This is a genomic window from Niveispirillum sp. KHB5.9, assembly GCF_048066115.1.
In the GTDB taxonomy this organism is placed as follows: domain Bacteria; phylum Pseudomonadota; class Alphaproteobacteria; order Azospirillales; family Azospirillaceae; genus Niveispirillum.
Genome location: NZ_JBLTYX010000008.1, coordinates 189,125 through 215,967, shown reverse-complemented (window position 1 = coordinate 215,967; position 26,843 = coordinate 189,125). Strand labels below are relative to the sequence as shown.

The 26,843-nt window shown below is 65.7% G+C and carries 24 protein-coding genes and 1 pseudogene; 10 read left to right on the top strand and 15 right to left on the bottom strand.

All coding sequences use genetic code 11. The annotated features are described in order from the left end of the window. Positions 1–66: 66 nt before the first annotated feature. Genes ACM9HJ_RS15640 through ACM9HJ_RS15625 form a run of 4 tightly spaced genes read right to left on the bottom strand, consistent with a single transcriptional unit; the run spans position 67 to position 3,712 of the window. Entirely contained in the window at positions 67–1,053 is a 987-nt protein-coding gene (locus tag ACM9HJ_RS15640) for a polysaccharide pyruvyl transferase family protein (protein WP_416572678.1), read from the bottom strand. Beyond that, complete coding sequence (locus tag ACM9HJ_RS15635; RefSeq protein ID WP_416572677.1) at positions 1,047–1,757, bottom strand: haloacid dehalogenase-like hydrolase; 711 nt, start codon at positions 1,755–1,757, stop codon at positions 1,047–1,049. The genes ACM9HJ_RS15640 and ACM9HJ_RS15635 overlap by 7 nt, the downstream gene beginning before the upstream one ends. Beyond that, complete coding sequence (locus ACM9HJ_RS15630) at positions 1,750–2,370, bottom strand: phosphoribosyltransferase (RefSeq protein WP_416572676.1); 621 nt, start codon at positions 2,368–2,370, stop codon at positions 1,750–1,752. Before ACM9HJ_RS15630 ends, ACM9HJ_RS15635 begins: the two co-directional genes overlap by 8 nt. After that, a complete protein-coding gene (locus ACM9HJ_RS15625; protein ID WP_416572675.1) occupies positions 2,306–3,712 on the bottom strand; it encodes a hypothetical protein in 1,407 nt (468 codons plus the stop codon). The genes ACM9HJ_RS15630 and ACM9HJ_RS15625 overlap by 65 nt, the downstream gene beginning before the upstream one ends. Before the next feature lie 142 nt (positions 3,713–3,854). Between ACM9HJ_RS15625 and galE the strand changes: the two genes are divergently transcribed. Both galE and ACM9HJ_RS15615 read left to right on the top strand, forming a co-directional pair. Then, complete coding sequence (galE, locus tag ACM9HJ_RS15620; protein WP_416572674.1) at positions 3,855–4,910, top strand: UDP-glucose 4-epimerase GalE; 1,056 nt, start codon at positions 3,855–3,857, stop codon at positions 4,908–4,910. A gap of 120 nt (positions 4,911–5,030) precedes the next feature. Beyond that, positions 5,031–5,792, top strand: coding sequence for a GntR family transcriptional regulator (locus ACM9HJ_RS15615; RefSeq protein ID WP_416572673.1), 762 nt, complete (start codon positions 5,031–5,033; stop codon positions 5,790–5,792). Positions 5,793–5,907: 115 nt separating this feature from the next. On the opposite strand, the gene ACM9HJ_RS15610 is transcribed toward ACM9HJ_RS15615, so the two are convergent. The 7 genes from ACM9HJ_RS15610 to ACM9HJ_RS15580 form a co-directional block, all read right to left on the bottom strand. Further along, positions 5,908–6,705: a MipA/OmpV family protein gene (locus tag ACM9HJ_RS15610; RefSeq protein ID WP_416572672.1), complete on the bottom strand. Its 798-nt coding sequence runs from the start codon at positions 6,703–6,705 to the stop codon at positions 5,908–5,910. Between the two features lie 277 nt (positions 6,706–6,982). Then, on the bottom strand, positions 6,983–7,291 hold the full coding sequence (locus tag ACM9HJ_RS15605; RefSeq protein WP_416572671.1) for a DUF4387 domain-containing protein: 309 nt from the start codon (positions 7,289–7,291) through the stop codon (positions 6,983–6,985). Further along, positions 7,291–8,676, bottom strand: coding sequence for an acyclic terpene utilization AtuA family protein (locus tag ACM9HJ_RS15600; protein ID WP_416572670.1), 1,386 nt, complete (start codon positions 8,674–8,676; stop codon positions 7,291–7,293). The genes ACM9HJ_RS15605 and ACM9HJ_RS15600 overlap by 1 nt, the downstream gene beginning before the upstream one ends. A gap of 117 nt (positions 8,677–8,793) precedes the next feature. After that, a complete protein-coding gene (locus ACM9HJ_RS15595) occupies positions 8,794–9,447 on the bottom strand; it encodes a Crp/Fnr family transcriptional regulator (protein ID WP_416572669.1) in 654 nt (217 codons plus the stop codon). 8 nt (positions 9,448–9,455) lie between these two features. Beyond that, the gene (locus ACM9HJ_RS15590; protein WP_416572668.1) at positions 9,456–10,211 is read right to left on the bottom strand and encodes a class II aldolase/adducin family protein; all 756 of its coding nucleotides are present in this window, start codon (positions 10,209–10,211) and stop codon (positions 9,456–9,458) included. Positions 10,212–10,236: 25 nt separating this feature from the next. After that, the gene (locus tag ACM9HJ_RS15585) at positions 10,237–11,274 is read right to left on the bottom strand and encodes an AbrB family transcriptional regulator (RefSeq protein WP_416572667.1); all 1,038 of its coding nucleotides are present in this window, start codon (positions 11,272–11,274) and stop codon (positions 10,237–10,239) included. 3 nt (positions 11,275–11,277) lie between these two features. Next, positions 11,278–12,606, bottom strand: coding sequence for a CitMHS family transporter (locus tag ACM9HJ_RS15580; RefSeq protein WP_416572666.1), 1,329 nt, complete (start codon positions 12,604–12,606; stop codon positions 11,278–11,280). 276 nt (positions 12,607–12,882) lie between these two features. Here ACM9HJ_RS15580 and ACM9HJ_RS15575 point away from each other — a divergent pair, with 276 nt between their 5' ends. Together ACM9HJ_RS15575 and ACM9HJ_RS15570 are read left to right on the top strand one after the other, a co-directional pair. Further along, positions 12,883–15,033 carry a TonB-dependent receptor gene (locus ACM9HJ_RS15575; protein WP_416572665.1) on the top strand — a complete coding sequence of 717 codons (2,151 nt, stop codon included), beginning with the start codon at positions 12,883–12,885 and terminating at the stop codon, positions 15,031–15,033. 100 nt (positions 15,034–15,133) lie between these two features. Next, the gene (locus ACM9HJ_RS15570; RefSeq protein ID WP_416572664.1) at positions 15,134–16,495 is read left to right on the top strand and encodes an MmgE/PrpD family protein; all 1,362 of its coding nucleotides are present in this window, start codon (positions 15,134–15,136) and stop codon (positions 16,493–16,495) included. A 3-nt stretch (positions 16,496–16,498) separates the two neighbouring features. Here ACM9HJ_RS15570 and ACM9HJ_RS15565 read toward each other — a convergent pair whose 3' ends face one another. Beyond that, positions 16,499–17,665 (bottom strand): mandelate racemase/muconate lactonizing enzyme family protein, encoded by a 1,167-nt coding sequence (locus ACM9HJ_RS15565; protein WP_416572663.1) that lies wholly within the window; start codon positions 17,663–17,665, stop codon positions 16,499–16,501. A 124-nt stretch (positions 17,666–17,789) separates the two neighbouring features. Continuing rightward, a complete protein-coding gene (locus ACM9HJ_RS15560; RefSeq protein WP_416572662.1) occupies positions 17,790–18,707 on the bottom strand; it encodes a dihydrodipicolinate synthase family protein in 918 nt (305 codons plus the stop codon). Between the two features lie 268 nt (positions 18,708–18,975). Between ACM9HJ_RS15560 and ACM9HJ_RS15555 the strand changes: the two genes are divergently transcribed. From ACM9HJ_RS15555 to ACM9HJ_RS15545, 3 genes are read left to right on the top strand one after another with little or no spacing between them, the layout of a single operon-like run. Beyond that, a complete protein-coding gene (locus ACM9HJ_RS15555; protein ID WP_416572661.1) occupies positions 18,976–19,926 on the top strand; it encodes a 2-dehydro-3-deoxygalactonokinase in 951 nt (316 codons plus the stop codon). Further along, complete coding sequence (locus ACM9HJ_RS15550) at positions 19,923–20,852, top strand: 2-dehydro-3-deoxygalactonokinase (protein WP_416572660.1); 930 nt, start codon at positions 19,923–19,925, stop codon at positions 20,850–20,852. Before ACM9HJ_RS15555 ends, ACM9HJ_RS15550 begins: the two co-directional genes overlap by 4 nt. After that, on the top strand, positions 20,849–21,457 hold the full coding sequence (locus ACM9HJ_RS15545) for a 2-dehydro-3-deoxy-6-phosphogalactonate aldolase (protein WP_416572659.1): 609 nt from the start codon (positions 20,849–20,851) through the stop codon (positions 21,455–21,457). Before ACM9HJ_RS15550 ends, ACM9HJ_RS15545 begins: the two co-directional genes overlap by 4 nt. Before the next feature lie 2 nt (positions 21,458–21,459). Here the strand turns inward: ACM9HJ_RS15545 and ACM9HJ_RS15540 are convergent, their stop codons facing one another. Next, on the bottom strand, positions 21,460–22,185 hold the full coding sequence (locus ACM9HJ_RS15540; protein WP_416572658.1) for a LysR substrate-binding domain-containing protein: 726 nt from the start codon (positions 22,183–22,185) through the stop codon (positions 21,460–21,462). A gap of 23 nt (positions 22,186–22,208) precedes the next feature. Then, positions 22,209–22,367 (bottom strand): annotated as a pseudogene (locus ACM9HJ_RS15535) (LysR family transcriptional regulator); the annotation flags it as partial. Between the two features lie 372 nt (positions 22,368–22,739). On the opposite strand from ACM9HJ_RS15535, the gene ACM9HJ_RS15530 reads away from it, so the two are divergent. From ACM9HJ_RS15530 to ssuC, 3 genes are read left to right on the top strand one after another with little or no spacing between them, the layout of a single operon-like run. Beyond that, entirely contained in the window at positions 22,740–25,079 is a 2,340-nt protein-coding gene (locus ACM9HJ_RS15530) for a TonB-dependent receptor (RefSeq protein WP_416572657.1), read from the top strand. Positions 25,080–25,081: 2 nt separating this feature from the next. Next, the gene (locus tag ACM9HJ_RS15525; protein ID WP_416572656.1) at positions 25,082–26,065 is read left to right on the top strand and encodes an aliphatic sulfonate ABC transporter substrate-binding protein; all 984 of its coding nucleotides are present in this window, start codon (positions 25,082–25,084) and stop codon (positions 26,063–26,065) included. Beyond that, on the top strand, positions 26,062–26,835 hold the full coding sequence (gene ssuC, locus ACM9HJ_RS15520) for an aliphatic sulfonate ABC transporter permease SsuC (protein ID WP_416572655.1): 774 nt from the start codon (positions 26,062–26,064) through the stop codon (positions 26,833–26,835). Before ACM9HJ_RS15525 ends, ssuC begins: the two co-directional genes overlap by 4 nt. Positions 26,836–26,843 lie beyond the last annotated feature (8 nt).

Sequence of the window (26,843 nt, the reverse complement as noted above, 5' to 3'; positions counted from 1 at the left end):
TACCAGCGCACATAAAAAACGCCAGCCGATCCAAGGACCGGCTGGCGTTCTTGCTTTCCTGGGGCGTTACGACGCCGCTGTCGCCAGCGGTTGGGAGACGAGAGCGGCGTCCTGGCGGAACTGGCCCATCCAGGCGACGATGCCTTCCAACGGCAGGGTCAGGGACAGGGGGCGCGGATTGTTGATCCAATGGTCGATCGCGTCGGGTTCCGTGCGCGAGGCGACGGGAAGACCCGTGGAGACGCTGAGTTCCGTGGCACGGTTGTCGACCGGGATGATCAACGCGCGGCGGCGGCGCTGCAAAGCGCGGATGCCGCCATGCAGGCGGGCGCCGATGAAATCCACATCCTCCATATCCAGCAGCCGGTCATAGGCGGCCACGTCCGGCGCGATGGGCACATAACCGGTGGCGCCAATTTCCTGCATATAGGGCAGGTCTTCCTCCTGCTGCGGCCAGAAATAGACGGTGCGGTACTGCTGGCGCAGCATTTCGAAGATCTTCAGGTCCAGTTCCGGGGCGGGCCGGTAATAGGTGACGGCGAAGACCGCGTCGCGGGCCTTGCGCACCGGCACGGTCTGGCAATGGGCGCGATCCAGCATCCACATGGTCGGGCACGCCGTATAGACGATGTTGGGCACATGCGGGCGCAGCAGCTCATAGGTGTGCATGTCGCGCACCGAATGCAGCAGGGTCTTGGACAGTACCTTGTTGAAGAACAGGCGGGTGGCGACATCGGCCCCTGCCCGGCCATATTGCTGCCAGCCCACGCCCATCAGCACCACATTGCGCCAGTTCAGGTAATCCAGCGGCGTGATCTTCCAGTTGCCGCGCACCAGCATGTGCGATTTCAGGATGTTGGTGCCACCGACGATGGACAGGTCGGCCTTGCGTCCTTCCCGCAGCTCCGTCAGCGAGGCACGGCGGTGGGTGGGGGTGGAGATGAAATCGGCCTCGGGGAACAGGCCCCGCACCTCCTGCCAGACGGCATCCATGATGAACTGGTCACCCAGGTTGTCGCTGTCGATGGCGGTGTCGAACATGTTGATCAGCATTGGTGCCTCCTGTCTTGCCATTCGTCGCCGCCGGGCGGCAGGATCTCGCTGCCCCGTGAACCCGGGCGCAGCAACGTGCCGGGAAACCGCCCGGCCAGATCGAAAAGTTCGTGTTCTTCCCCGAACCAGTAGACGGTGCCGCACACTTCGATCAGCGGCAGGTCGTCCTCATGGTCGGTGAACAGGATGCGCGGCCGGTGCTGCCAGCCGCGGCGCGTCAGGAAGTCCAGCACCGCGTCACGCTTGTGCGTGCCGACATTGCTGGGCACATGGCGCGCACGGTGGGCCGGCGTGGCCAGGACATGCGGCACGCCCAGCTGGCGGCCCAGGTCGCCGGCATAATCGGCGACCGCCGCCGTGGCCAGGACGGCATCGATACGGCCATCGGCCACCGCCTCCAGCAAGGTCACCAGTTCCGGGCGGACATGGCGGTACAGGCGATCGTTCAGCGCCTGCATACTGGCCCCGCCATCACCGTCGGTCGCCTGCTGCCAGATGCCCTGCAGGCGCCATTTCAGCGTCTCATGGTCGATCAGCCCGGCCTTGCGCGCCGCAAGCGCCCCGCCGGCGCGCAAGGCCAGACCCAGCCTCCGGTGCGGGGACAGATGCGGGTAATGGGCACGCAGCATCTGGGTCACCCACAGCCGGAAGCTGTTCACGGAGAGGACCGTTCCATCCAGGTCCAGGATGACGACGCTATGCATCGAGCGACCACGGGAACCGGCACAGCTGCCGGTCATAAAGGCTGTACCAGGGCTGGATCAGGGGCTGGCGCGTCGTCACGGTGATGACGGCCGACTTGATCCGCGCCTGCTGCGGTGCCTGACGCTGCAGCATGTCCATTACATGCGACAGGGTGGCGCCGGTATCGATGGCATCATCCACCACCAGCAGCGACGGGCTGTCACCGGCCTGGGAAAGCCAATCATCGAGCAGCGCCAGTTCAGCGGGATCGAAATGATAGGGCTGATCGGCCACCGGGCGGGGCCGGCGGGTCAGCATGACATGTTCCAGCACACGCAGCTTGTCCACGATGGGGCGCGGCAGGCTGGTCACCAGCGACTTCAGGGTGCTTGACCGTTCCTTGTAGGCGGTGCTGGCTCGCCGGCAGGTGATGGACAGCACCGGCAGCGGGCTGTCCAGCGACCGTGCCATGGCATCGGCCACATAAAGCCCGCCGGTGCGAATGCCGATCAGGGCGTCGGGTTTGAAATCCACCAGCACCTGCCGCATCAGCTGCGCACAGGCGGCGTCAAATCCGGCCCGGTCGAAGCTGACGATTTCGGGTCGCCGAGCGCTGTTGCTGTTCCCTGTCATCCGGGACCTCCATCTGGCTGGGGATGGCCTGCGGCTCTTCAGGCCGAGTGATTATGGTTTCGCGCCAAAGGGTGCCGACGGCGGCACCCAGGAACAGGCAGGCGGCCTGATCCTCGATCACCGACAGCACCACGCCATAGCCGGCGGCAAACGCCAGGATGGCCACCGACGCCTCCGCACGGCGGATCTTGCCGCTGGCGACCGGCTTGAAGGCCAGCCACGCGGTCATGGCCGCGTACAGCACGGCGAACAGGCCGAAATAGGCGTAGAGCAGGACGGCGATATTGTCGGCGGGGTTGAAGGCGCTGGGCGCATAGAGGCGCTGCGGCCCGCCGATGCCGCCCAGGCCGACGCCGAACACCAGCATCTGGTTGCGGGCGATCCAGTCCCAGGCGTCGGGCCAGGTATAGGCGATGCGCAGGAACAGGGATTCCATGCTGAACACGCCGTCGCCATGGTCCAGATGCAGCCCGTGGGTGAACAAAGGCAGCCCCGCCGCCAGCAGCAGGAAGCCCAGGAAGCAGATGCGCAGCCAGCCCAGGCGCAGGACCGAGGGCAGGCAGAGCAGGAAGGCGATGGGCACGAAGGCGATCAGCGATCCCTTCTGCGTGGTCAGGAACACACCGATCACCGACGGCAGGGCTAGCGCCATGCGCCAGCGCAGGCTACGCATCCGGCACATCAGCACGATGGCCAAGCACGGCAGGATGGCGGCCACGGCGATGGAACTGCGGGTGAAGCCGGCCACGCGCCGCGCGAACGGGTCGCTGATCTGCCAATCCTTGGACACGTCGACATTCAGGTCGCCGACCTGGGTGGTCATGCCTGTCCAGGGAAAGGGCAAACCCCATTTATCCAGGATGATGCCGATCATGATCAGCACCCACAGCACGGCGAACAGGCGCAGCATGCGCCCCTGCGGCGCGATCAGCATGCCGGCCACGAAGAAGCCGAACAGCAGGTTCATCACCACCTTCACGCCATAGGCGGCCCCGGTGACGCTGCCCACTGTGCCCATCAGCACCAGACCGTGGAAAGCCATGGCCACGCCGAAGGCCAGGAAGGCCGGATGCAGGCGCAGCTGGTTGGCCTGGGCCGCACAGAGCAGGATCAGCGGCACGGCCATCAGACCATCGCGCAGCAGGATGAAACTGTCCTTGCCCGCCAGGTAAAGCCCATACCGGACCGGCGCCTCCAGAGCATAGATGACCAAGTATAGTGCGGCGCAGCACGCGAAGACCGCCGCCAGCCCGGGCACGTCGATATTGCTGGCGCCTGTCACGGGAACAGGCACCTTCGATCGTTGATAGCCGCTGCCGGCAAGGAGAATCGTGTCGCTCATGGCAGCATCACAACACTCGGGCGACCAATGCGGCTTGTGACCTTTGTGTGGTCGCACCCTTGGTCACTTGCCCGGTTGCTGCGCTGCGGTGTCTTCATCAGGGGACTGTTGGTCCTCACATTCTGATGAAGGGAGCCTTCACATGGTCGCACAACGCGTCATCGTCACCGGCGGTGCCGGCTTCATTGGCAGCCATACCTGCAAGGCGTTGTCGCGCGCCGGCTACCTGCCTGTCGCCGTCGACAACCTGTCCAACGGGTCGGCAGAAGCCGTGCTCTGGGGGCCTCTGGAAAAGGGGTCGCTGGAGGAACCGGGGTTCCTGGACGGGGTATTCCGGCGGCATAAACCCGTCGGAGTCCTACATTTCGCCGCCTTGATCGAGGCGGGCGAATCGGTCCGCTCGCCCGGCCGCTTCTACCGCAACAATGTCGCCGGGACCTTGGCCCTGACGGAGGCCATGGCGCGGGAGGACGTGGATACGCTGATCCTATCATCCACCGCCGCCATCTATGGCAATGCCGGAGGGGAACCGATCAAGGAGAGCCATCCCTGGCAGCCGGTGAACCCCTATGGGCAGAGCAAGCTGATGGCGGAGACCATCCTGGCCGATCTGGCCGCCGCCAACGGCCTGCGCTTCACGGCATTGCGCTATTTCAACGCCTCGGGCGCCGATCCGGACGGGGAACTGGGGGAACGCCATGATCCGGAGACCCACCTGATCCCGCTGGTGCTGCAGGCGGCATTGGGACAGCGGCCGGATATCAGGATCTTCGGTACCGACTATCCCACGCCGGACGGCACCTGCATCCGCGATTACGTCCATGTCCATGACCTGGCCGATGCGCATGTGCGGGCACTGCGCCGGATGCTGGACGGGGGCGGGAATATCCGCCTGAACCTGGGCAATGGCCGCGGTTTCTCCGTGCGGGAGATCATCCGAACCACGGGCGAGGTGACCGGCCTGCCCATCCGCGCCATCGAGGAGGCGCGCCGGCCGGGTGACCCCGCCATCCTGATCGCCGACGCGTCGATGGCGCGCGAACATCTGGGCTGGACCCCCGCCTGGCCCGACGTGGCCGACCATGTGCGCCATGCCGCCACGTGGTTCCAGCGGCAATGGGGCTTGGAAGCGGAAACCGTGCCGACAGTGCCCATCTGGGAAAACATCTTCCCGACACCGGCGGTGGCCATGCCGTAAGCGCGGCATTTTGGATCAATTGTCATTTTATTTGAATGCAAACAGTCCCGGAGACGATACAGTCCCCCCAACCCGCGCCGGACGAACCGGCCGGGAGGGGGCATCGCCAAGGGGCTGGACATGATGGACGGGGAAGACACGGAACGGGACGACGCGCTGGCGGAGCCCCAGCAGACGGAACCCGCCACCCATACGGTGCTGATGCGCCTGCGCGAGATGATCGTGACGGGTAAGATCGCGCCGGACAGCAAGTTGCGGGCGGAAGCGTTGGCCACCCTGCTGGACGTGTCACGCACCCCGATCCGTAGTGCCCTGGCCGTGCTGTCGGCCGAGGGGCTGGTGAATTACAGCGTCAATCGCGGCTATACCGTCCGCGCCGTCACCATCGGCGACGTGTTCGACAGCCTTGAGGTACGGGCCACCCTGGAGGGCATCGCCGCCCGGTCGGCGGTCAATCTGGGCTGGGAACCCGGTGCCCTGCGCCAGTCGGCCAGCCTGGTCGAACAGGGCCGCGCCATCCTCGACAAGGGCGAATGGTCCGAACAGGTCGAATATGACTGGTACGAGTTGAACCGGCAATTCCACCGGTCCATCCTGGTGGCCTCGCGCAACGAGGTGCTGCGCAATGCTGTGCGGATGACCCTGATCTATACGATCCTGGGCGATGCCGCCCGCTTGTGCCCCAGCATCGCAGCCAGCGTGCCGCCGCGTTACCGCCAAGTCCCCCCCACCCCGCCGGACCACATCATGGAAAGCCAGGCAGAGCATGAGGCAGCGATGGAAGCATTCAAACGCGAGGATGCCGAGGAGGCCCAGCGCCTGATGTCGACCCATGTGCTGGCCACCAAACACCGGCTGAAGGCCATCGTGATCCCACGGTAACCCTTAGCCGATGCTTGGCCCGTAGGTCAGGTCGAGCCATAGGCGAGCCCTGACAAGCGACGGTGCCATTGAATGTCTGGGCTCGGGCTTGCGCCCTCGACCTGACCTACGGTGACTAGAACCGATACCCGATTGCCACAGCCCCCGAGAACTGGCTGGCGCTGCCTTCCAGGTCAACGACGGGGCTGTCCTTGAAATCGCCCGTCAGTTGCTTGTAGTTGCCGAGCAGTTGCAGGCTCCAGTTCTCGTCCAGGGCATATCCGACCTTGGCGCTGATGCCGATGTCGCGGATGCCACCGCCGGCATTGTAGACCGGCAGGCCGCTGGCCGCCGCACCGGCGGCGTCGATGCCGAAATAGGCCTGGGCATATTTGTCATCGACATAGGTCAGACGGATACCGCCGCCCACCGACCAGCGGTCACCCAACTGGCGGCCATAGGACAAGCCGACGGAGCCGATGGCGCCATCATGCTCATTGGACACATCCGTCAGGTATGTGGCCTCCAGGGTGAAACTGTCCCGCCGGTCGAGAACGCCCTGCCAGGAATAGCTCACAAAGCCACCCGCCTCGAACGCGTCATCGATCTTGGGCAGGCGGCCGACCCGGTCGCTTTTCACGCCCTTGTCGCGGCCATTGCCGATATCCATCATCGGCCCGAACGACAGGCCCGGCGTCAGTTCCCAGCCCAACCGTACCTCCTGCCCCTGGGCCTCCAGGAAATAGGGGCCGTAGGACAGGTTGCCGGCGACATAGGGGGTCAGTTCGAAATCGTCCGACCCCATATAGTCGGGCCGGGCGCCGATGCCGGCGACAAGGCTGCCGGACCATTCATGTCCGTGCGCCGTTTCGGCATGCAGAAAGGTGCCGGCCGATAGTGCGGCCAGCAGGAAATGGAGGCGAAAGCCCCGCATAATCAATCTCCTCGTCAGATGACGGGCGTCGTCCCTCCCGGGGATTTCGCGGCGGCGGCGATCATCCTGTCGCCTTCCCGCCGGCTTTGATTGTCTGCGAGGCTCCCGAAGAATGTGCCGGCCATATATTCGGCCGGTTATTTTTCAACGTCATCCCGGCGAAAGCCGGGACCCAAGGGCCAAACGCCCGACCTGTCAGCAGCTTTGATCGAAGCAGCGTAGAGGTCTGATCCTGTGGCCCCTGGGTCCCGGCTTTCGCCGGGATGACGAATATTGGTTATCCCAGCTCGACATCCATCAGCCGCACGAATTGCTGGCCGCAATGCATATCGCGCTCCACGACACCACCCTGCGGGCTGATGCGGGCGTGGGAGATCTTGACCATGTTCAGGCTGGGCACCGGGTAATGGCGCACCAGGGCCGGGTCAGCCCCATAGAGGCGGTGGAACGTATCCGGGCCCAGGGCCGGGTGAGCGTGGTAATCCCTGAACTTCTCCGGCCCGTCGAAGAACAGGTCGAAGGTGACCCAGAAGGGGCCGGCATTCTTCGACCGGACATGGCGGCAGACATCCTTGAGCTTGACCATCACGCCGCCTCCCCTTCGCTCATGTCGATCCACACCGTACGCACCAGTTCCATCGGATCGTCCAGTTCCACCACATGGTTCAGCAGGAATTCATAGACCGGGCCGCGATCGATGTCGGCCGGGCTGAAGGCGAAGCCGTAGCTGGGCAGTTCCTCATCCATGATGACGGGAAAATGGAAGAAGTACGGGTTGCAGGCCTTGGCGATCTGCGACGCCATCTCCTGGCTGTCGGCGGTGGCCACGAACAGCACGCCGATCTCACGCGGAGCGGGCGTACCCGGCGGCGGCCGGTCGCCGGACACGGCGTTCCAGCCATACATGCGCAGCGAGATGTGGAAATCGCCGGCCGCTTCACCGATGGTCTTGTGCACCCGGTCATAGAGTGCGGCCAGCATGCGGTCGTGAAAACTGTCCACATCGGACATGACATGCGGGTCCTGGATGCCGATCAGCATCACCGTCTGGAACCGCCGGCTGCCCGCCCCTTCCAGCTTCATCGTATAGGGCTGCGGCCGCCACAGCGAGCCCTTGACCGACACGGTGCGGTCATCCAGCTGGGTATAGACAGCGTCGGTCACATCCAGCACGCCGCCGGGTTCGGTCAGCAGGAACGGGTTGCTGTTCTCATACAGCATATGGGCCGACACGCTGTCCGGGTTGCAGCGGTTATTGGTGGATAGCGGCTCCACCTCGAACCCGTCATTGCCGATGCTGATCAGGATGCCGGCACTGGCGGCGGGGGAGACGGTGCATTGCCCACCGCATTCGGCGATCTTGGCCGCATGCCAGGAGGCGCCGACATGCGCACCCTTCAGCAGGGCGAAGCTGGCCAGCACGGCGGTGTCGGTGGTGCGCCCGCCCAGGATGATGTCGGCACCCGAGGCCAGGGCCGCCATATAAGGCTCCGGCCCCATCACGGCGACGATATGATCGCATTCGTCGATGGTGGCGTCCTCAAGATTACCCAGGGGCGGCAGCGGGCGGATCTTGCCGGCGCTGTTGTACTTCTTCAGGGTTTCCTTCTCCTGCTCGCAATAGAGCAGGGCGATCTTCGGGTGCAGACCCAGTTCGGCCGCCACCTCCAGCACGATGTCGCGGGTCCAGTCCAGGTTGCGGTCGCCGCCGGCCTGACCGCTGGTGCCCACGATCAGCGGGATGCCGGCATCGGCACCGGCCCGCATCAGGATCGTCAGGTCGCGCTTCACCGAGCCGCGGTTGTTCTTGGAGATGCCCAGCGCCAGATAGGCGGCACCGCTGTCGGTGGAACCGGCATCGGTGGCGATGGCATGCGCGCCGCGGGAAATGCCGTAGCGCACCTCCTCCTCCCGCGCGCCGGCGCCCAGCGACCCGGTGGGGACCAGGATTTTGATCGGACCATCCAACATGATTTTTTCAATCCAGGTGATTGGAGCGGCCTGTCGTGAGGCCAGTGAAGGGAGACTGATTTATTGCATCCAATCTGTCAAGTTTTGGATGCAGAATTTTAGAGGGGAAATTTGAAACTAGCGAACCAGGGCCGAAAGCCCTTGCGGATCAAGGATATCGATGCGACCGGGGGCGCTGCGGATCAATCCCGCACCTTCGGCATGGGCCAGCAGACGGCTCAGCCCGTCGCGCGACAGGCCGACGCGGCTGGCCAGATCGGCGCGGTTGACCCGTACCTGCCCGCTGCCCCCCATGTCCAGCAGCACATGGGCCAGCCGGGCGGGCGGGCTGTGCAGCATTGAGGTGCCGACCTGATCAATGGCCGCGCGCTGCTGCCGGCAGGACAGCAGGGCCAGATGCCGGTACAGGTCCGGCGTGACCTTGGTCAGGGCGTCGATATCGGCCAGCGGGATATGCAGCAGCCAGGTGCGGCCGGCGGCGGCGGCATCATGGGGCTGCGGTTCCCGGTCCAGGGTGGACAGGATGCCGAACCAGCGGCCGGCCGGCACGGTGAAGTTCACCAATTGCCGCCCACCCTGGGGGTAGGAGGCCAGCCGCACCCCGCCCGACAGGACACGGTAGAGACCGTCGGGCGGATCGCCCAACCGATAGACATGTTCGCCATCCGCCAAGGATCGGCGGCACGCGGCGGCGGCCAGCCAGCCCCGGCAGGCGGGCGGCAGGCACGCGAACCAGGGATCGGTCTCCAGCAGGGGGACCGTCCCCAGCATGCGGGCCGTCAGCACCGGAAGCCGGGATCGATACGGTCCAGCTTGCGCAACAGCGCCGGCCAGGCCAGACGTTCGGCCGCCATGTCGGCCATGGGGCCGCTGGACTGGGCCCGCACCTTGTCGGCGACACCGGCCGGCGGCTGGTGCAAATTCTCGCGTCCCGCCGACAGCATATGCACCTGCGCCTCGCAGGCCCGCTCCATGAAATAAATGCGCAGGAAGGCGGTGGCGATGGAGGATCCGACGGCCAAGGTGCCATGGTTGCGCAGCAGCAGGATATTCTTGGTGCCCAGATCGGCCACCAGCCGTTCGCGCTCATCCAGGTCGGTGGCGATGCCCTCGTACTCGTGAAAGGCGATGTCGTGATGGGCGATCATCGCCGTCTGGGTCAGGGGCAGCAGCCCCTCCTTCATCGCCGATACGGCCTGACCGTGCGGCGTGTGCAGATGGATGACGGCATGGGCATCGTCGCGCGCCATATGGATGGCGGAATGGATGGTGAAGCCGGCGGGATTGACCATGTGCGGGGTCGGTTCCACCGCCCTGCCCTCCACATCGATCTTCACCAGCGACGAGGCCGTAATCTCATCGAACATCAGATTGTAGGGGTTGATCAGGAAATGATGCTCCGGACCGGGAATGCGCACCGACAGATGGGTGAAGATCAGATCATCCCAGCCATAATGCGCCACCAGCCGGAAGGCCGCCGCCAGATCGGTGCGCAGCCTGCGCTCATCGGCCGACATCTGTTCAAGGTTCGACATCGCGTTCACTCCCGTTTATTGAATTTCAGTCCAGCCGCCGGGCCACGAAGCTGGCGAATGCCGGCCCGACCAGCAGCACGACCAGCACACGCACCACCTGCGCCGACAGGATGAAGGGCAGGTCCACCGGCACCGTGGCGCCGATGATCAGGATGGCATCAATGCCGCCCGGCGTCGTCGCCAGATATCCGGTCAGCCAGTCCACGCCGCAGAGCAGACTGACCAGCAGGCCCAGCAGCGCACACAGGCCGATCAGGCCGATGGCGGCGGTGATGATGCGCGGCATGGATTGGGCACAGTCGATCAGGGTCGACCGGGTGAAGGACAGGCCGATATTCCAGCCAATGATGGCATAGGCACCCGCCGCCAGCAGCGGCGGCACCGACGGCTTGGCCAGCCCGGCCGCCACCAGCGCCGCCCCCACCAGCCCCGGCACCAGCAGGGCACCCGACGGGAAGCGCAGGAAATGCGCCACCAAGGCCCCCACCAGGGCCAAAGCCGCCGTCTCCCCCAGCCCCCAGGCGTCGAGCGGCGGAAACCAGCCCGACCCATGCAGGGGCGTGGCCCCGTCGGTCAAGAAATGGGCGAGCGCGATTGCCGATCCCGTCACCATCAGGATGCGCAGATACTGCATGATGGCGACCATGCGGGCATCGGCGCCTTGTTCCTGCGCCATGGCCACCATGCCGGCCGCCCCGCCGGGCGCCAGGCCCCAGACGGCGGTGGAACCCCGGAACCAGCCGCCCTTGCCCAGCATCCAGCCCAGGCCGGCACTGACCATCAGGGTCGATGCCGCCATCAGCAGGAAAGCCGGCAGATGCACCAGCAGCGCCGGCCCCATGGTGCGGCCCATGGCGACCGCCGCCAGGCAACCGACCATGGTGTAGCTGGCCAGCATCGCCGATTTGGCCGGCCGGATCGCCACCCCGCCCAGGCCGAACCCGATCCCGGCCAGCAGCGGGCCCAGCAACAGGGCCGCCGGCACATCGCCCGCCTTCAACCCGGCGACCAGCAGGCCGGTCAGCAATGCCAGCCCCAGCCATTGCGCGCCCTTGGCCAGCATGGCTCAGCCCGCCCGGAACGGGATGGCACCCGTGGCGATGGCGGCCACCAGCACGACCAGGGAGATCAGCACCGCCCATTTCAGGGCGAAGCGCTGGGCATCGGCCACATCCACGCCCAGCAGGCCGCAGGCCAGATAGATCGGCGCCAACAGCGGGCTCAACGTATGTACCGGCTGCCCGATCAGGGAGGCGCGTGCGATCACCTCCGGATCGATGCCATAGGCGGCGGCGGCCGTGGCGATGATCGGCACCACCCCGAAATAATAGGCGTCATTGGACATCACGAAGGTCAGCGGCATGCTGGCCAGTGCGGTGATCGGTGCCATATAGGGGCCGATTTCCGGCGGGATGATCGACAGGGCGGCATTGGCCATGGCGTCGGCCATGCCCGTGCCGTTCAGGATGCCGGTGAAGGCACCGGCCGCGAACAGCAGCACCACGACATTGACGACATTGTCGGCATGCGCCGTGATGCGGGCCTTCTGGTCCTTCAGCCTTGGATAATTGACGGTGGCCGCGATCGCGAAGGCGCCCATCATCATCACCGGCAGCGGCGCCAGGCCCAGGATCATACCCGCCACCAGACCCAGGGTCAGGGCCAGGTTGAACCAGAACAACCGGGGACGGCGCACGCCGGGTTCAACCTCCATCGCCACCGGGGCCCGGGGCGTGCCGGTGCCGGCCGCCAGGGCGATGCCCCCCGCCAGCCGCCGACGTTCCGACCGGCCCAGCATCCAGGCCAGGGTGAAGATGGCGAGGAAGCCGATGACCATGGCCGGGATCAGCGGTGCGAACACTTCGCCCAGATCGGCCCCCACGGCGGCGGCGGCGCGGGCCGACGGCCCGCCCCAGGGCACGTAATTCATCAGCGAATTGCACAGGCCCAGCAGGGTGGCCAGAATCAGCGGGTTCATGCCCACCCGGCGATAGACCGGCAGGAAGGCGGTGATGATGATCAACGCCGTCGTGGTCCCATCGCCATCCAGCGAGACGATGGTGGTCAGCAGGGCGGTGCCCACAGCGATACGCACGGGATCGTCGCCCACCATGGCCAGCACCCGGCGCACCAGCGGATCGAACAGGCCGGCATCCATCATGATGGCGAAATACAGCACGGCGAAGGTCAGCATCAGCGCCGTCGGCGCCACCTGCATCACGCCCTGCAAAATCATGTCACCCAGGCCGGCGCCGGCCCCGGCGATCAGGCCGAACAGGATGGGGATCACCAGCAGCGCGGCGATGGCCGACATCCGCTTGGTCATGATCAGCACCATGAAGGTGGCGACCATCGCCGTCCCGAGCAGGGCCGGCGAGAGCAACGTATCGAACAAGGCACATTCTCCCCGCCGCCATGGTCGCCAGCCGACCCGACGCCCCGCTATCAGGCATCAAAGGGCGGTCTTGGCGCCATAGGGCTCTTGTAATGGGTAACGGGGCATCGCCATCCGTCGGTGTGCATCCTGTGCGGATGGCGCCACTTCGTCAAGAACAACATCCATATCGAATAAATTTTGCATCCAATCTGTTGACCAATAGCATCCAGCATGCATAAGGTGGCCCCCATAACCGGCAATAACCGGGTACAAGAGCCTTTAAGGGAGGATCGAATGAGAGTTTTCAGCCGCCAGGCCCTGGCCTGTGGGACGTCCGCCGCCATTCTGCTGTCGGCCGGTGCCGCCCTGGCCCAGGAAGCGGCAGGCCCCGCCGTGCTGGAGGAGATCATCGTTACCGCACAGCGCCGCAGCGAGCGCCTGCAGGACGTGCCGGTCACGGTGACGGCGTTCAGCGCCGAAGAGATCGCCCAGGCCCGTCTGCGCCAGATCGACGATATCGCCAGCCGCACGCCGGGCCTGAATTTCGATGCCTTCCCCGCGTCGCAGCCGCGCGTCAGCATCCGCGGCATCGGGTCCAGCGACCGTGGTGCCGCCGGTGACCCCAGCTCCGCCGTGTTCCTGGACGAGGTCTATATGGGCCGTCCGGCGGCAGTGGCCTTCGATGCGTTCGACGTGTCGCGGATCGAGGTGCTGAAGGGCCCGCAGGGCACGCTCTATGGCCGCAACGTCGTGGGCGGCGCCATCAATGTCGTCAGCAACCGCCCGGAACTGGACCGCACCGATGCCGGGGCCGAGGGGACAGTGGGCAATTACGAACGGCTGGAGGCGGCGGCTTATGCCAATATCCCGCTGGCCGAGGGCAAGTGGGCGGCACGCGCCAGCGGCGCTTGGCGCACCCATGATGGTTACGTGAAGAATACCTTCACCGACGGCCGGGTGGAGGACCAGGATACGCGCAGCGGCCGGTTCCAGATTTATGGCGAACCGTCGGAGACGGTGCGCGTCCTGCTGGGCGTGGATGGCACGCGCGACCGCGCCACGGGTCCCGCCCAGCATACGCTGGACCTGGACCCGACCGATCCCCGCCGCGCGCTCTGGACCGTCGATCGCGACCGCAAGCATACGGCGGGGTCGGACGAGGGCTACCAGGATCGCGACACCTGGGGGGTGCGCGGCCAGCTGGACTGGGACCTGCCATTCGCCAGCGTCACCTATCTGGGCTCCTACCGCGACTTGGACTACCATGTCGCCTATGATTTCGATGGCGGCCATCCGCCGACCAACCGCCTGAACATCAGCGGCGGCAATGACGAGGACAGCCAGTTCTCCAGCCATGAGGTGCGGCTGAATTCCCTGCCCGACAGCACGATCCAGTGGGTGGCCGGGCTCTATAATTTCAACAATGAGACCGACCGCGTCGATACGCTGGTCATCGACCAGGGACGGCCGGCCACGGAGATCTATACCCAGGCGGCCAAGCTGAATTCCTATGCCGCCTTCGGCGATGTCACCGTGCCACTGGGCGAGCAATTCTCCCTGATCGGCGGCCTGCGCTATTCCAAGGATGAGAAGGATTACAGCATCTCCAACACCGCCGGCACCGCCGTGCTGCGCGGGACGGAGCGGTTCGCTGTCAGCGTGTCCGACAGCTATGACGCCTGGACCTGGCGCGGCGGTGCTCAATACAAGCTGGACCGCGACCACCAGCTCTATGCCATGGTGTCCAGAGGCTTCAAGAGCGGCGGTTTCCAGGATACGCCGTCGTCGGCCGCCAGTGCCGCCGACGGGTTCGAGCCGGAATTCGCCACCCAGTACGAGGTCGGCCAGAAAAGCAGCTTCCTGGACGGGCATCTGATCTGGAACAACACGCTCTATGTGATGAAGTACACCGACCTGCAGACGATGCGGACCCTGCCCGACCTGTCCATCGTCACGGAAAATGCCGGCAAGGCCACGATCAAAGGGTATGAGACGCAACTGACCTGGAGCCCGTTCACCGGTGCACGGCTGGCCGCCGCCTATGCCTATACCGACGCGACCTTTGACGAGTTCGCGCCTGAGCCGGGGGTAGATTTCGCCGGCAACCGCATATCGCGCACGCCCAGGCACAAGATCGTGCTGTCGCCGTCGTACGAGGCGTCGCTGGGCGATGGGGCCGGCCTGCTGTTCGCAGTCGATTATCGCTATGAGAGCATGATCTTCGACGATAATTCCAATGTCGGGCCGGAACGGCGCCCGTCGACACAGTTCGTCGATGCCCGTGCCACCTACAGCGCCGCGTCGGGAAATTGGACCCTGTCGCTGTGGGGCAAGAACCTGACCCAGGAAGTGACCCGCACCCACCAGGTCGTGTTCCTGGGGGCCAATTTCGGCTCCTACAGCCCGCCGCGCACCTTCGGCGCGACGGTTGGCTGGAAGCTGTAAGGGTTCGGAGCCTGCTCAAATGAAAGCCCCTCCCCGTCATCCCGGCTTTCGCCGGGATGACGGGGGAACGGAGAAGCAAAACCCCCTCGGGAGACCCCTATTGAACATCGCCGAACAGATCGCCCGCTACGCCGTCACGCTGGATGGCGAGCGGTTGCCGCCGCTTGTCGTGACGCGGGTGAAGCAGCGGCTGGTCGATAGCCTCGCCTGTACCCTAGGCGCTTACGGATCAACACCCGCCATGGCCGCGACGGCAATGGCTGCGACGGTTCCAGTGCCGGCCGCTACGGTTTTCGGCACGAACCGGCGCACCACACCGGACATCGCCGCCTTCGCCAACGGCACCATGGTTCGTTATCTGGACTATAATGACGGCTATATGAGCCTGGAGCCGGGCCATCCCAGCGACAATATCCCCGCCTGCTTGGCCGTGGCTGAGGCGGAGGGTGCATCGGGCCGGGACCTGATCGCCGCCATCACCGTGGCCTACGAGGTGCAGATGCGCCTGCAGGATGCGGCAGGCCTGAACAAGCGTGGCTGGGACCATGTGAATTATGTGCTGGTTTCCGTGGCCGCCGCCGCATCGCGGCTGATGAAGCTGACCGAGGCGCAGACGGCGCAGGCCATCAACATGGCGCTGAACGGCCATGTGGCGATGCGCCAGGTCCGGTCGGGCGAATTGTCGGCCTGGAAGGGGGCGTCGGCTGCCAATGCGGCACGCAACGCCATCTTCTGTGCCAGCCTGGCCCGCCATGGCATGGACGGGCCGTCGCCGATCTTCGAAGGCAAGATGGGCTTCATCCGCCAGGTGTCGGGCGAACTGGATTTCGATATCGGCCGGTTCGGCACCCCGGAAAACGGCGATTACCGCATCCTGAAATCCCTGACCAAGACCTTCCCCACCAATGGCGAGTTGCACACGGCGGTCTGGGCCGCCATCGCACTGAGGCCGCAGGTGCCCGACCTTGACGATATCGCGTCGATCCATATCGATACGACCGATATCGGTTATCGCATCCTGGCCAGCGATCCGCAGAAATGGCGGCCCGCCACCAGGGAAACCGCCGACCACAGCCTGCCCTACAATGTGGCGCGGGGGTTGATGGATGGCGATATCAAACTGGCCTCCTACGACGCGGCGATGATCGCCGATCCGATGGCCGTTGACCTGATGGCAAGAACGACGGTCAAGGAAGATCCGGCCCTGACCGCCCTGTTCCCGCAGCATCTGCCCAACCGGGTCACCCTGACCCTGCGGTCGGGTGCCGTGCTGGTCAAGGAGGTGGTGTCCGGTCCGGGCTCCGTTGAGACCCCGATGGAGGATGCGGATTTCGCGGCGAAATTCCGCCGTATGGCCCGGCCGCATATCGGGGAACAGGCCCAGGATGCGGTCCTGGGTTTCGCGGCCGGCCTGGAGGAGCAGACCGGCTATACTGCCCTGTTCCAGGCGATGTGCCCGTAAGGGTCAGATCTTGATCGCATAGCGCCAGAGGTCTTCCGCCGGCTCCACCCCCAGGCCCGGTCCCTGCGGCAGGTCGAAGGCACCGGCATGGCAGGCGGGTTGCCCGGTCACGAAGGCGGCATTCCGGTCGTAGATCGAATGCTGATATTCGTGGAAAGGCAGGTCCAGGATGCTGCTGGACGCCTGCAGGCTGGCGGCCATGAAGATGCCCAGGCCGATGGTGGCGTGCGGCATGGTGTGGACATGGTGGGCCTGGGCCAGCTGCGCCATGCGCATGAACTGGGTGACGCCGGTATGGCCCATCTCCGGCTGGATGATGGAAACGGCGCGGGCGGCCAGGCGTGGACGCGCATCGAACACCGTCCGCCATTCCTCCCCCGCCGCCACGGGCACGGCGACCTGACGGGCGACGTCGGCCAGGCCCTCCACATCCTCCGGCCGGCAGGGGGCTTCCGCCAGGCCCAGATCATAGCGTTCCAGCCAGCGGATCAGGCTGGCCGCCTCTCCGGCCGAATACATCCAGTGGAAATCGATGAACAGGCGGACCTTGGGGCCCAGCCCCTCGCGCAAGGCCGCCAGTTCCGCCTCCACCCCGTCGGCGCTGACGGCGGCGGCGATCTTGATGGCGGTGAAGCCACGGTCCACGAAGTCGCGGGCCAGTTCCACCTTCTCCGCGATGGTGGCGCGCGGCAATCCTGAGACATAGGCCGGAACCGACGACCGCCGTTCACCGCCCAGCAGCTTGCGCAGCGGCAGGCCCGCCAGCTTGCCGCACAGGTCCCACAGCGCAATATCCACGGCGGCCAGCGCGTCCAGCCAGAAGCCGCCCTGATAGCCACGCACCCGCAGAATGTCGTACAGATCCTCCCATATCACCTGCACATCGCGCGGGTCGCGGCCGCGCAGCAGCGGTTCGATCAGATCATCCACCAGGGCGCCGATGACCTTGGGCGCCGTCAGCCCATAGGTCTCCCCCCAGCCCACCGCCCCCGACGCCGTCGTCACCTTGACCAGGACGGAACGGTCCTGGGTGGGATAGATGGTGCGGTTGGCCTTGCGCACCAGATATCCGCGCTCATTCACCACCTCCCCCGGCTTCAGCGGCCCCAGATAGGGCGTGTCGCGGGGAATGGTGACGATGAAGGTCTCGATCCTGTGGATTTTGGGCATATTTGCTGTTCCCTCAGGCGCCGGGCGGGCGCATCTGCGCCCTTGGCTTACGCCGCACGTGCGGCGGGCCGGCAGTCGCCGGCCTGAAAAGGTCATTTCCCGTGACTCTTGATACCAGACGGTATCAAACGGCAGCCGGGTGCGACAGCGGTCCGGTCAGGTCTTCCAGCAACAGCAGCATCTGCGTCAACTCGCGATGGTCCATGGCGTCGAAGGCGGGGCCGGCGGCGCGGACGAAGGCGCTGTCGATCAGGCCGCGGCGGCGCAGCACCTCCTTGGTCAGGCGCCAGCGGAACACCGCCTGCATCAGCAGCACGGGCAGCATCCGTTCGAACAGCCGGCGCACCTGCCCCTCATCCCCCGCACGGTGGGCGGCGAACATGGCGGCATGCATTTCCGCCAACTCGCAGGCCGGCATGGTACCGGTGGCACCGCGCGCCAGCTCATCGGTGATATAACGCCCGCCGGCCCCGCCGAACACGCCGTCCAGCCCGCCCTTGGCGCCATCCAGCAAGGCGGTGATCCGCTGCCCGCAGGGCATATTCTCCTCCTTCACATAGCGGATGGCGGGGGCCTGTTCCACCAGGCGCAGGATGGCATCGGGCGACAGGCCCAGCCCCATGGGGCGCGGGGCGTTCTGCAGCATGATGGGCGTGTCGGCCACGCTGCCCAGATAGCGGTAGAAAGCGGCCAGACCGGCCTCGTCCCCGTCCAGGCGATGGGGGGTGACCACCATCAGGGCGGCAGCGCCCGCCTGCTTTGCCGCCAGCGCCAGGGCGGCACTTTCCGCATCGCTGCGCCCGCCGGCCCCGGCCACGAAGGCGATGCGGCCACGTGTCAGTTCCCCGGCCAGCGCCATCAGGTCCAGCCGTTCATCCAGCGTCAGCTCGTCATACTCGCTGGCCAGACCTGGAAACACGCAGCCATCGGCCCCGCTGGCGATGACATAGTCCACGACGCGGGCAAACCCCTCCCGATCGACACGGCCATCCGCATCGAAAATGGTCGGCAGCACCGGAAATACGCCGGCGATCCTGGTCATCCCATACCCCTGTCGTTCTTTCGATATCCGTTGCACCGGCTTTGCGGGCCGATGTGGCTCCCTTTAAAACAGTTTGATGCTTAAATAGCAACATGAAAATTCAGGGTCGCAGTGATGCACCGATCGGGATTTACGCGGACTCCCGAAATATATAACCCCCGACACCGCATGATCTGTCGCACCTGAAGGGGGCGGGATGGGCCTTGCCAGGGCAAATTAATGTCGCTAAATGTGAAACAAATTTGAAATCGCTAGAGGGAGAGAAACGATGCGGGCACCCGTGTTCATCGCCGGGGAATGGGGATCCATGTCCATGCGGCTGTTCCTGTGCCGCCAGGACGGCACCGGGCCGATGGTGCTGGATACCGCTTCCGGGCGCGGTGTGCGCCATTGCCAGGATATGGAGGAGGAATTCTTCACCCATGCCGCTCCCTGGATCGGCAGGCACGGGCCCCTGCCGGTGATCCTGGCCGGCATGATCGGATCGGAGATGGGGTGGCGATCCTGCGCTTACGCCCCGTGCCCGGCCGGTGCCGCCGACCTGTCGCGGCACCTGACGCGCTTTACCGCACGCGGGCTGGAGATCGCCATCGCCCCGGGCCTGCGCTGCACCAATATTTTCGGCCAGCCCGACGTGATGCGGGGGGAGGAGATGCAGCTGTTCGGCTGGCTGGGCAGGCAAAGGCGGCTGGCGGATGAACGCCACCTGATCTGTCTGACCGGCCCACATCCGAAATGGGCGGCGACATGCGGCGACCGGGTGGAAAGCTTCTTCACCAGCATGCAAGGGGAGCTGTTCGACCTGCTGCTGGGCCACAGCCTGCTGGGCCGCGGCATGGCGCTGGGGCCTGACCGGCAGGAGGTAACGGATATGGCGGCGTTCCGCGATGGCGTGGCGCTGCTGGCCGGCGATGCCAGCCTGTCGCAGGGCCATGCGATGTTCGCGGCGCGCAGCCGGCTGGTGACGGGCGGGTTGTCGGCCGAATCCGCATCCTCCTTCCTGGCCGGGATCATGGTGGGTGGCGATGCCCGAGACGCGGTCAACGCTCATCGGGCGCGCGGGTTGCTGGAGGGGCCGGTGGTGCTGGCCGGGGCGGAGCGGCATTGCCGTCTCTATGCCGAGGCACTGGGCATGCTGGAGGTGCCGGTGGCGATCGTGGCCGGTTATGAGACGGCGCTGCGTGGCATGGGCGATTGTCTGGCGGGGACCGGACAATGAAAGGCTTCATCGCGGGTGACTGGGGCACCAGCAATCTGCGCCTGTTCCTGTGCCGCGACGGACGCGTGACCGACAGGGTGAGCGGGCCCGGCATCGCCGCCGTACCGGGGGCGGCCGAAGCGACGCTGCTGGACCTGATCGCACCCTGGCGGGCGGCGCATGGGACCCTGCCGATCTTCCTGTCCGGCATGATCGGGTCCAGCATCGGATGGGTGGAAGCACCCTATATCCAGTGTCCGGCCGGCCCCTCGGCGCTGCGCGACGGGATGCGGCGGCTGGCGGCGGGCGGGCATGAGGTGGCCATCGCGTCGGGCCTGGCCTGCACCAACCCGCTGGGCGCGCCCGACGTGATGCGGGGGGAGGAGACGCAGATCCTGGGGGCGCTGGCCACGCATCCCGATCTGGGGCGCGGCCGGCAGATCCTGTGCCTGCCCGGCACGCACAGCAAATGGGCGCTGCTGAATGATGGACGGGTAGAGCATTTCCAGACGGCGATGACCGGGGAATTGTTCGCCACCCTGCATGGGCATTCCATCCTGGGGCGGGGAACCGAGGGGCTGTTGCCCGATGACGGCCCCGCCTTCCAGACGGGATTGGCGCGCGGGCTGGAGGAACATGGCACCACCCTGCCCCATCTGCTGTTCGAGGCGCGCAGCCGGCAACTGCGCGACGGGCTGGGGCCGCAATGGGCACTGTCCTTCCTGTCCGGACTGCTGGTCGGCCAGGATTGCGTCGGCACCCGGGCGCGCTATCGCCCCGCACCGGGCCAGCCGATCACCATCATCGCCGCCCCAGTGCTGGGCCGGCTTTATGAAAGCGCCCTGAGCCGGCTGGGCATCACCTGCCGCCTGCTGTCGGGCGATAGGCAGTCGCTGGCCGGGCTGTTCGCCTTGGCCGGCCACGAACTGAAGGACCCCATGACATGATCCTGCCAACGCCCCCCCTGGTCGCCATCCTGCGCGGCATCACACCGGCGGAGGTTGCCGGTATCGGTGATGAGCTGGTGGCGACCGGCTGGCGCCTGATCGAGGTGCCGTTGAATTCGCCCGACCCGCTGGCCAGCATCGGGATTTTGGCGCGGCGGCATGGCGACAAGTGCCTGATCGGGGCCGGCACGGTGCTGACGCCGCAGGCCGTCGATGATGTGGCAAAGGCTGGCGGGCGATTGATCGTGACACCCAATATCGATCCATCGGTGATCGGCCGGGCGCTGGAACGGAACATGGTGGTGATGCCGGGCTTTGCCACCGCGACCGAGGCGTTTCGCGCCATCGCGGCGGGGGCACGGCACCTGAAACTGTTCCCCGCTGGCAGTTGCGGTCCCGGTCATTTGCAGGCGCTGAAGGCGGTGATGCCGGCGGATGTGAAGCTTTATGCTGTGGGCGGCGTGGGAGCGGCGGAGATGGCGGCTTGGCGCGCGGCCGGGACGGACGGGTTCGGCATCGGCGGGGAACTGTACCGGCCGGGGATGCTGGCGGACGCGGTGGGGGAACGGGCCCGGCGGTTGATACAGGCCTATGGCGGCAGCTGACCTTATCGTTCGGCTTCAGCCATCGCAGTGTCAGCCTCCCGCTTGATCGCCTCACGCAGCCAGCAGATGGGCGGCGGGGTCGGGCCGATATCCGGTTCGATCAGGGTGAAATCCAGGCTGATCAGCGGTTCCACCGGCCGCGTCACCACCCCCACCCGTCGGAACAGCCGGGCGGAGAAGGGCTCGACGATGGAAATGCCCAGCCCCGCCTCCACATAGGCATACATGGGCAGCGACTGCTGGCATTCCAGCATGCGCACGATCTCCACATCCGCCGTCGTCAGGGCGGCATCGATGCCGTTCCACAAGGCGTCCGCCTCATGCATGGGGCCGATGAACCGCTCACCGCCCAAATCGGTGACATGGATCATCGCCTTGTCCGCCAGCCGGTGACCGGGCGGCAAGGCGCAGAGATAGCGGGCGCGGGCCAGCAGGTCGGCGCGGATGCCGTCGCGCGGTGGGGCGACGACGCCGATGCCAAGATCGGCCTGACCCAGGAATACCCGATCCTCCACGGCACGGTGGCCCAGCGCCTCCACCGTCACCTTCACTTCCGGATAAAGCCGGTGGAACTGCGCCAGCACGGGTGGCAGCACGGTGATGGCGAAATTGGGCAGCACGGCCAGCCGCACGGTGCCCACCGGATGCGCCCGGATACGCCGCGCCGCCTGGGCCAGCAGGTCCAGCAGGTCCAGCCCGGTAAAGGAACGCTGCACCGTCTCGTACAAGGTGTCGGCCTGGGTGTCGGGTGCATGCGACTGCCCCGCCGTTCGAACAGTGGGAATCCCACCGAATATTCCAGGTCGGCGATCAATCTACTGACCGATGGCTGTGAAATGGACAGCATCGACGCCGCGGCGGTCACCCCGCCGGTCATCATCACCGCCCTGAACGCCTCGATCTGTCGCATCCGCATTTGCCCATAGTATTCACGTATGGGTGGATCATGCAATTCGATTGGAAGCGATAGGCGCAATTACGTCAGTATAATTCCATTATTCACATTTTTTTAATGTTTAATATGAATGCCGAGAAACCGGAAAAAGAGGGCGGATCATCCATAATCGCCTGTCACCGCCCGGAAACAAAGGCGTACCTTCCGTCTGGCATGGAAACATGTCCGGGCCATTTTGCGCTCACGAATATACCACACAAACATGTGTTGATTTTTCACAAACAACACAATTCACTTAAATTCCTATTGACCAAGTAGGAATAGATCGGCACGATCCCCGCCATGCCGCAAGAGACGGCCTGTTGAATTCTGGGAGCCCGGATCATTATGTCCCATCAGAACAATCGGGTTTCGACCCGCCCCCTCATCGCTGGCCTTCTGCTTGGCGCCACCGCCCTGACCAGCCTGCCCGCCTTCGCACAGGTGGCCAATGACGGCCCCATCGTGCTGGAGGAGATCATCGTCACCGCGCAGAAGCGCGCCCAGCGCCTGCAGGATGTGCCGGCCTCGGTGGCCGTGGTCGCGGCCTCCACGCTGGACAACCGGCCGGGCACGACAATCGAAGGGTTGCAGACCCTGATCCCCAGCCTGAATTTCCGCAAGGGCGGCACCTCGCTGGACAGTTCGCTGTTCCTGCGCGGCGTGGGCACCATCAATTTCGCCATCGCGGCGGAAAGCAGCGTGGCCTTCGTGCTGGATGGCGTCGTCCTGGGCCGCGCGGGTGAGGCGTTCGGCGATCTGTACGACGTGGAACGGATCGAGGTGCTGCGCGGGCCGCAGGGCACCTTGTTCGGCAAAAACGCGTCGGCCGGTGTGGTCAATCTGGTGACCAAGCGGCCGGGTGACAAATTCGGCGGCACGGTGGAACTGACCGCCGCCGAAGGCAGCGAATACAAGGGCAAGGTCGCCGTGGACCTGCCGCTGTCCGACACGGTGCGTGCCCGCCTGACCGGCTTCACCGGCACCTATGACGGCAACATCACCAACCTCTATACCGCCGACCCGGCGGCCAAGAAGTCCAAGGTCAACGGCTATGACCGCAAGGGCGTGCGCGGCGTGGTGGAATGGGACGCGTCCGACGCCCTGACCTGGACCTTCATCGCCGATTACCGCAAGGCCGATGATGACAGCCTGGCGGAAGTGATCGGCACCAGCCCGGTCGCCGGCGCCAACCAGGCGGCTCTGCTGTCGCTCCTGTCCGGCATCGACCTGAAGGGCGACAAGACCCGGCAGGTCCGCCATAACGAGGCCAGCCTGTCGGAAGAGGAAGGCTGGGGCTTCTCCGCCCAGGCCGACTATAGCGTCGGCGACCACACGATCACGTCGATCACCGCCTGGCGCGAATGGGACATCTGGGGCCAGCGCGACGGTGACTGGCTGGACCGCACCGCGCCCTATGTCGGCACGGCCTTCGCCCAGTTGCATGATTACGGCCCGCAGGACAACCGCACCTTCAGCCAGGAACTGCGCATCGCGTCGCCGTCGGGCCAGACGCTGGAATATGTGGCCGGCGCCTATTACGCCAATTCCAAGGGCGACCGTACGTTTACCCGCGACACCACAATCTGCACGGCCAGCACGCTGGCGATCGACAGCACGGGCCAGCGCCCTTGCCTGCCCGGGGCGTCCAACTATGTCTCCGGCACCTCGTCGGCCACTTTCGGATCGAAGAGCGAGACCATCGCCGGCTTCGCCCAGGGCACGCTGCGCCTGACCGACCAATTGTCGGCCATCGCCGGCCTGCGCCTGACCCATGACAAGCTGGAGGCGTACCATAACCGCGTACCCTCGCAGGCCCCGATCGATCTGCCGGGCATCCGCCGCGACCTGTCCGGCTGGGTGGACAAGGCCAGCAAGGACAATGTCTCGGGCAAGGCCGGCCTGTCCTACAAGGTGACCAATGAGGTCGCCACCTATGCCACCTACAGCCGTGGCTACAAGGGCCCGGCCTTCAACGTCTTCTTCAACCAGGCCGCCAACCAGCGCAACCTGATCAAGGCGGAGACGGTGGACGCGTACGAGGCGGGCGTGAAGTCTGAACTGTTCGACCGCCGTGCCCTGGTCAATATCGCCGGCTTCTGGTCGAAGTACGATAATTTCCAGGCCAATAATTTCGACACGCTGAACGGCGTCGTCATCACCCGCCTGACCAATGCCGGTGAGGTCTCCACCAAGGGCATCGAAATCGACAGCCAGTTGCGGGTGACGGAGGATTTCAACATCACGGCGGGTCTGGCCTATACCGACGCGCAAATCGAGAAGTTCCGCGATGCCACCGGCGTGCTGACCAGTGCCCGCAAGGGCGAGCCGCTGCCGCTGGCGCCGAAATGGAAGCTGTCGGTGGGTGGGGAATACACCATCGCCACCGACAATCTGCCGGTCGATTTCCACCTGAACGCCAACTATGCCTATACCAGCAGCCAGTTCTCCGACCTGGGCAACAACCCGCTGCTGCGCATCCATTCCTACGATCTGGTGAATGTCGGTTTCGCGATCTCCGATAAGGAAGACCGCTATCGCCTGTCGCTGTTCGTGAATAACCTGTTCGACCAGAGCTTCCCCATCCAGATCGCCCCCGGCGGTCCGGGAAGTGCGCTGCGTTATGTCATCCCGCGTGAGGCGGACCGCTATGCCGGCGTGTCGCTGCGTGTGAAGTTCGGGGAGTGACCATGGCCTGGAATTCCACCCACCTGACCCGCCGTTCCCTGCTGGCCGCCTCGCTGGGGGGTGCCGTCCTTCTGGCCGGCTGCGGCGGGGACAAGGCGGGCGATGGCACCAAACTGCGCGTCGGCTATCAGAAGAATGGCGTCTTCCTGCTGGCCAAGCAGCGGGGTGAGTTCGACAAGGCGCTGCTGAAGGCCGGGGCCGCCAAGGTGGAATGGGTGGAGTTCGCGTCCGGCCCGCCCCTGCTGGAGGCGCTGGCCGTGGGCGGCATCGACCTGGGCGGGACGGGTGATACCCCGCCCATCTTCGCCCAGGCGGCCGGCGCGCCGCTGGTCTATACCGCCGTGCAGAAACTGTCCGGCAAGGCGGGGGGCATCCTGACCCCCGCCAATTCCGGCCTGAACAGCATTGCCGACCTGAAGGGCCGCAAGCTGGCCTTCACGCGCGGATCGTCGGCCCATAACATCGCCGTGGTGGCGCTGGAACGCGCCGGCCTGACCCTGGATGACGTTGAAGTCGTCAATCTGGGCCCGGCCGATGCGGCGGCGGCCTTCACCCAGGGTGGCATCGATGGCTGGGTGATCTGGGACCCCTATTACACATTGGCCATCCGCAACAATGGTGCCCGCAACCTGTCCTTCAACGGGCCGGAGGAGCGGATCAGCAGCGCCGGCTATGCCCTGGCCAACCGTGCCTTTGCCGACGAGCATGCGCCGCTGCTGGCAGCGGCGATGAGTGCGCTGGCCGCCGATGGGCATTGGGCGGAACAGAACCGGGGTGCGATGGCCGAACTGATGGCGAAGGAAACAGGGCTGCCGCTGGACCTGCTGCGCGACACGGTGGACCGGTCCGACTTCGCCTATACCCCCATCACGCCGGACGTGGTGGCGGCACAGCAACTGGTGGCCGATCGGTTCCACCGGCTGGGCATCATCCCCGCCCCCATCCGTATCGAAGACGCCGCCTGGACGGGGTGGAAGGGCGCATGAGAAGTTTGAAGAATACCGAGACGCTGCCCCTGGCCTGGATCGTGCCGGGGGCTTTGCTGCTTTTGTGGCAGGCCAGTTCCAGCCTGGGCTGGCTGCCATCCAACATCCTGCCGGCCCCGCTGGCGGTGCTGGCATCGGCCTGGACGCTGACGCTGGACGGCACCTTGCCGCATAATCTGGGCGTCAGCGCGCTGCGCGCCGTGGCCGGGCTGCTGATCGGCGGGGGCATTGGCTTCGCGCTGGGCCTGCTGACCGGCCTGTCACGGCTGGGCGAACGGCTGCTGGACCCGACCTTGCAGATGGTGCGCAATGTGCCGCATCTGGCGCTGATCCCCATGGTCATCATCTGGTTCGGGATCGAGGAGGAGGCGCGGCTGTTCCTGGTGGCGCTGGGCGTGTTCTTCCCGATCTATCTGAACACCCTGCATGGCATCCGCAATGTCGATCCGCAACTGATCGAGATGGGGCGGGTCTATGGCATGCGGCCTGGACGGCTGTTCCGCCGGGTGATCCTGCCGGGCGCCCTGCCCTCCATCCTGGTCGGCCTGCGTTATGCGCTGGGCATCATGTGGCTGACCCTGATCGTGGCGGAGACCATCGCCGCCAAGTCCGGCATCGGCCATATGGCGATGAATGCCCGGGAATTCATGCGCACCGATGTGGTGGTGCTGTCGATCCTGATCTACGCCCTGCTGGGCAAGCTGGCCGATACGGCCACGAAGGCGCTGGAACGGCGCTTCCTGCGCTGGAACCCCGCCTATCGCCGCTGAGGGGAACG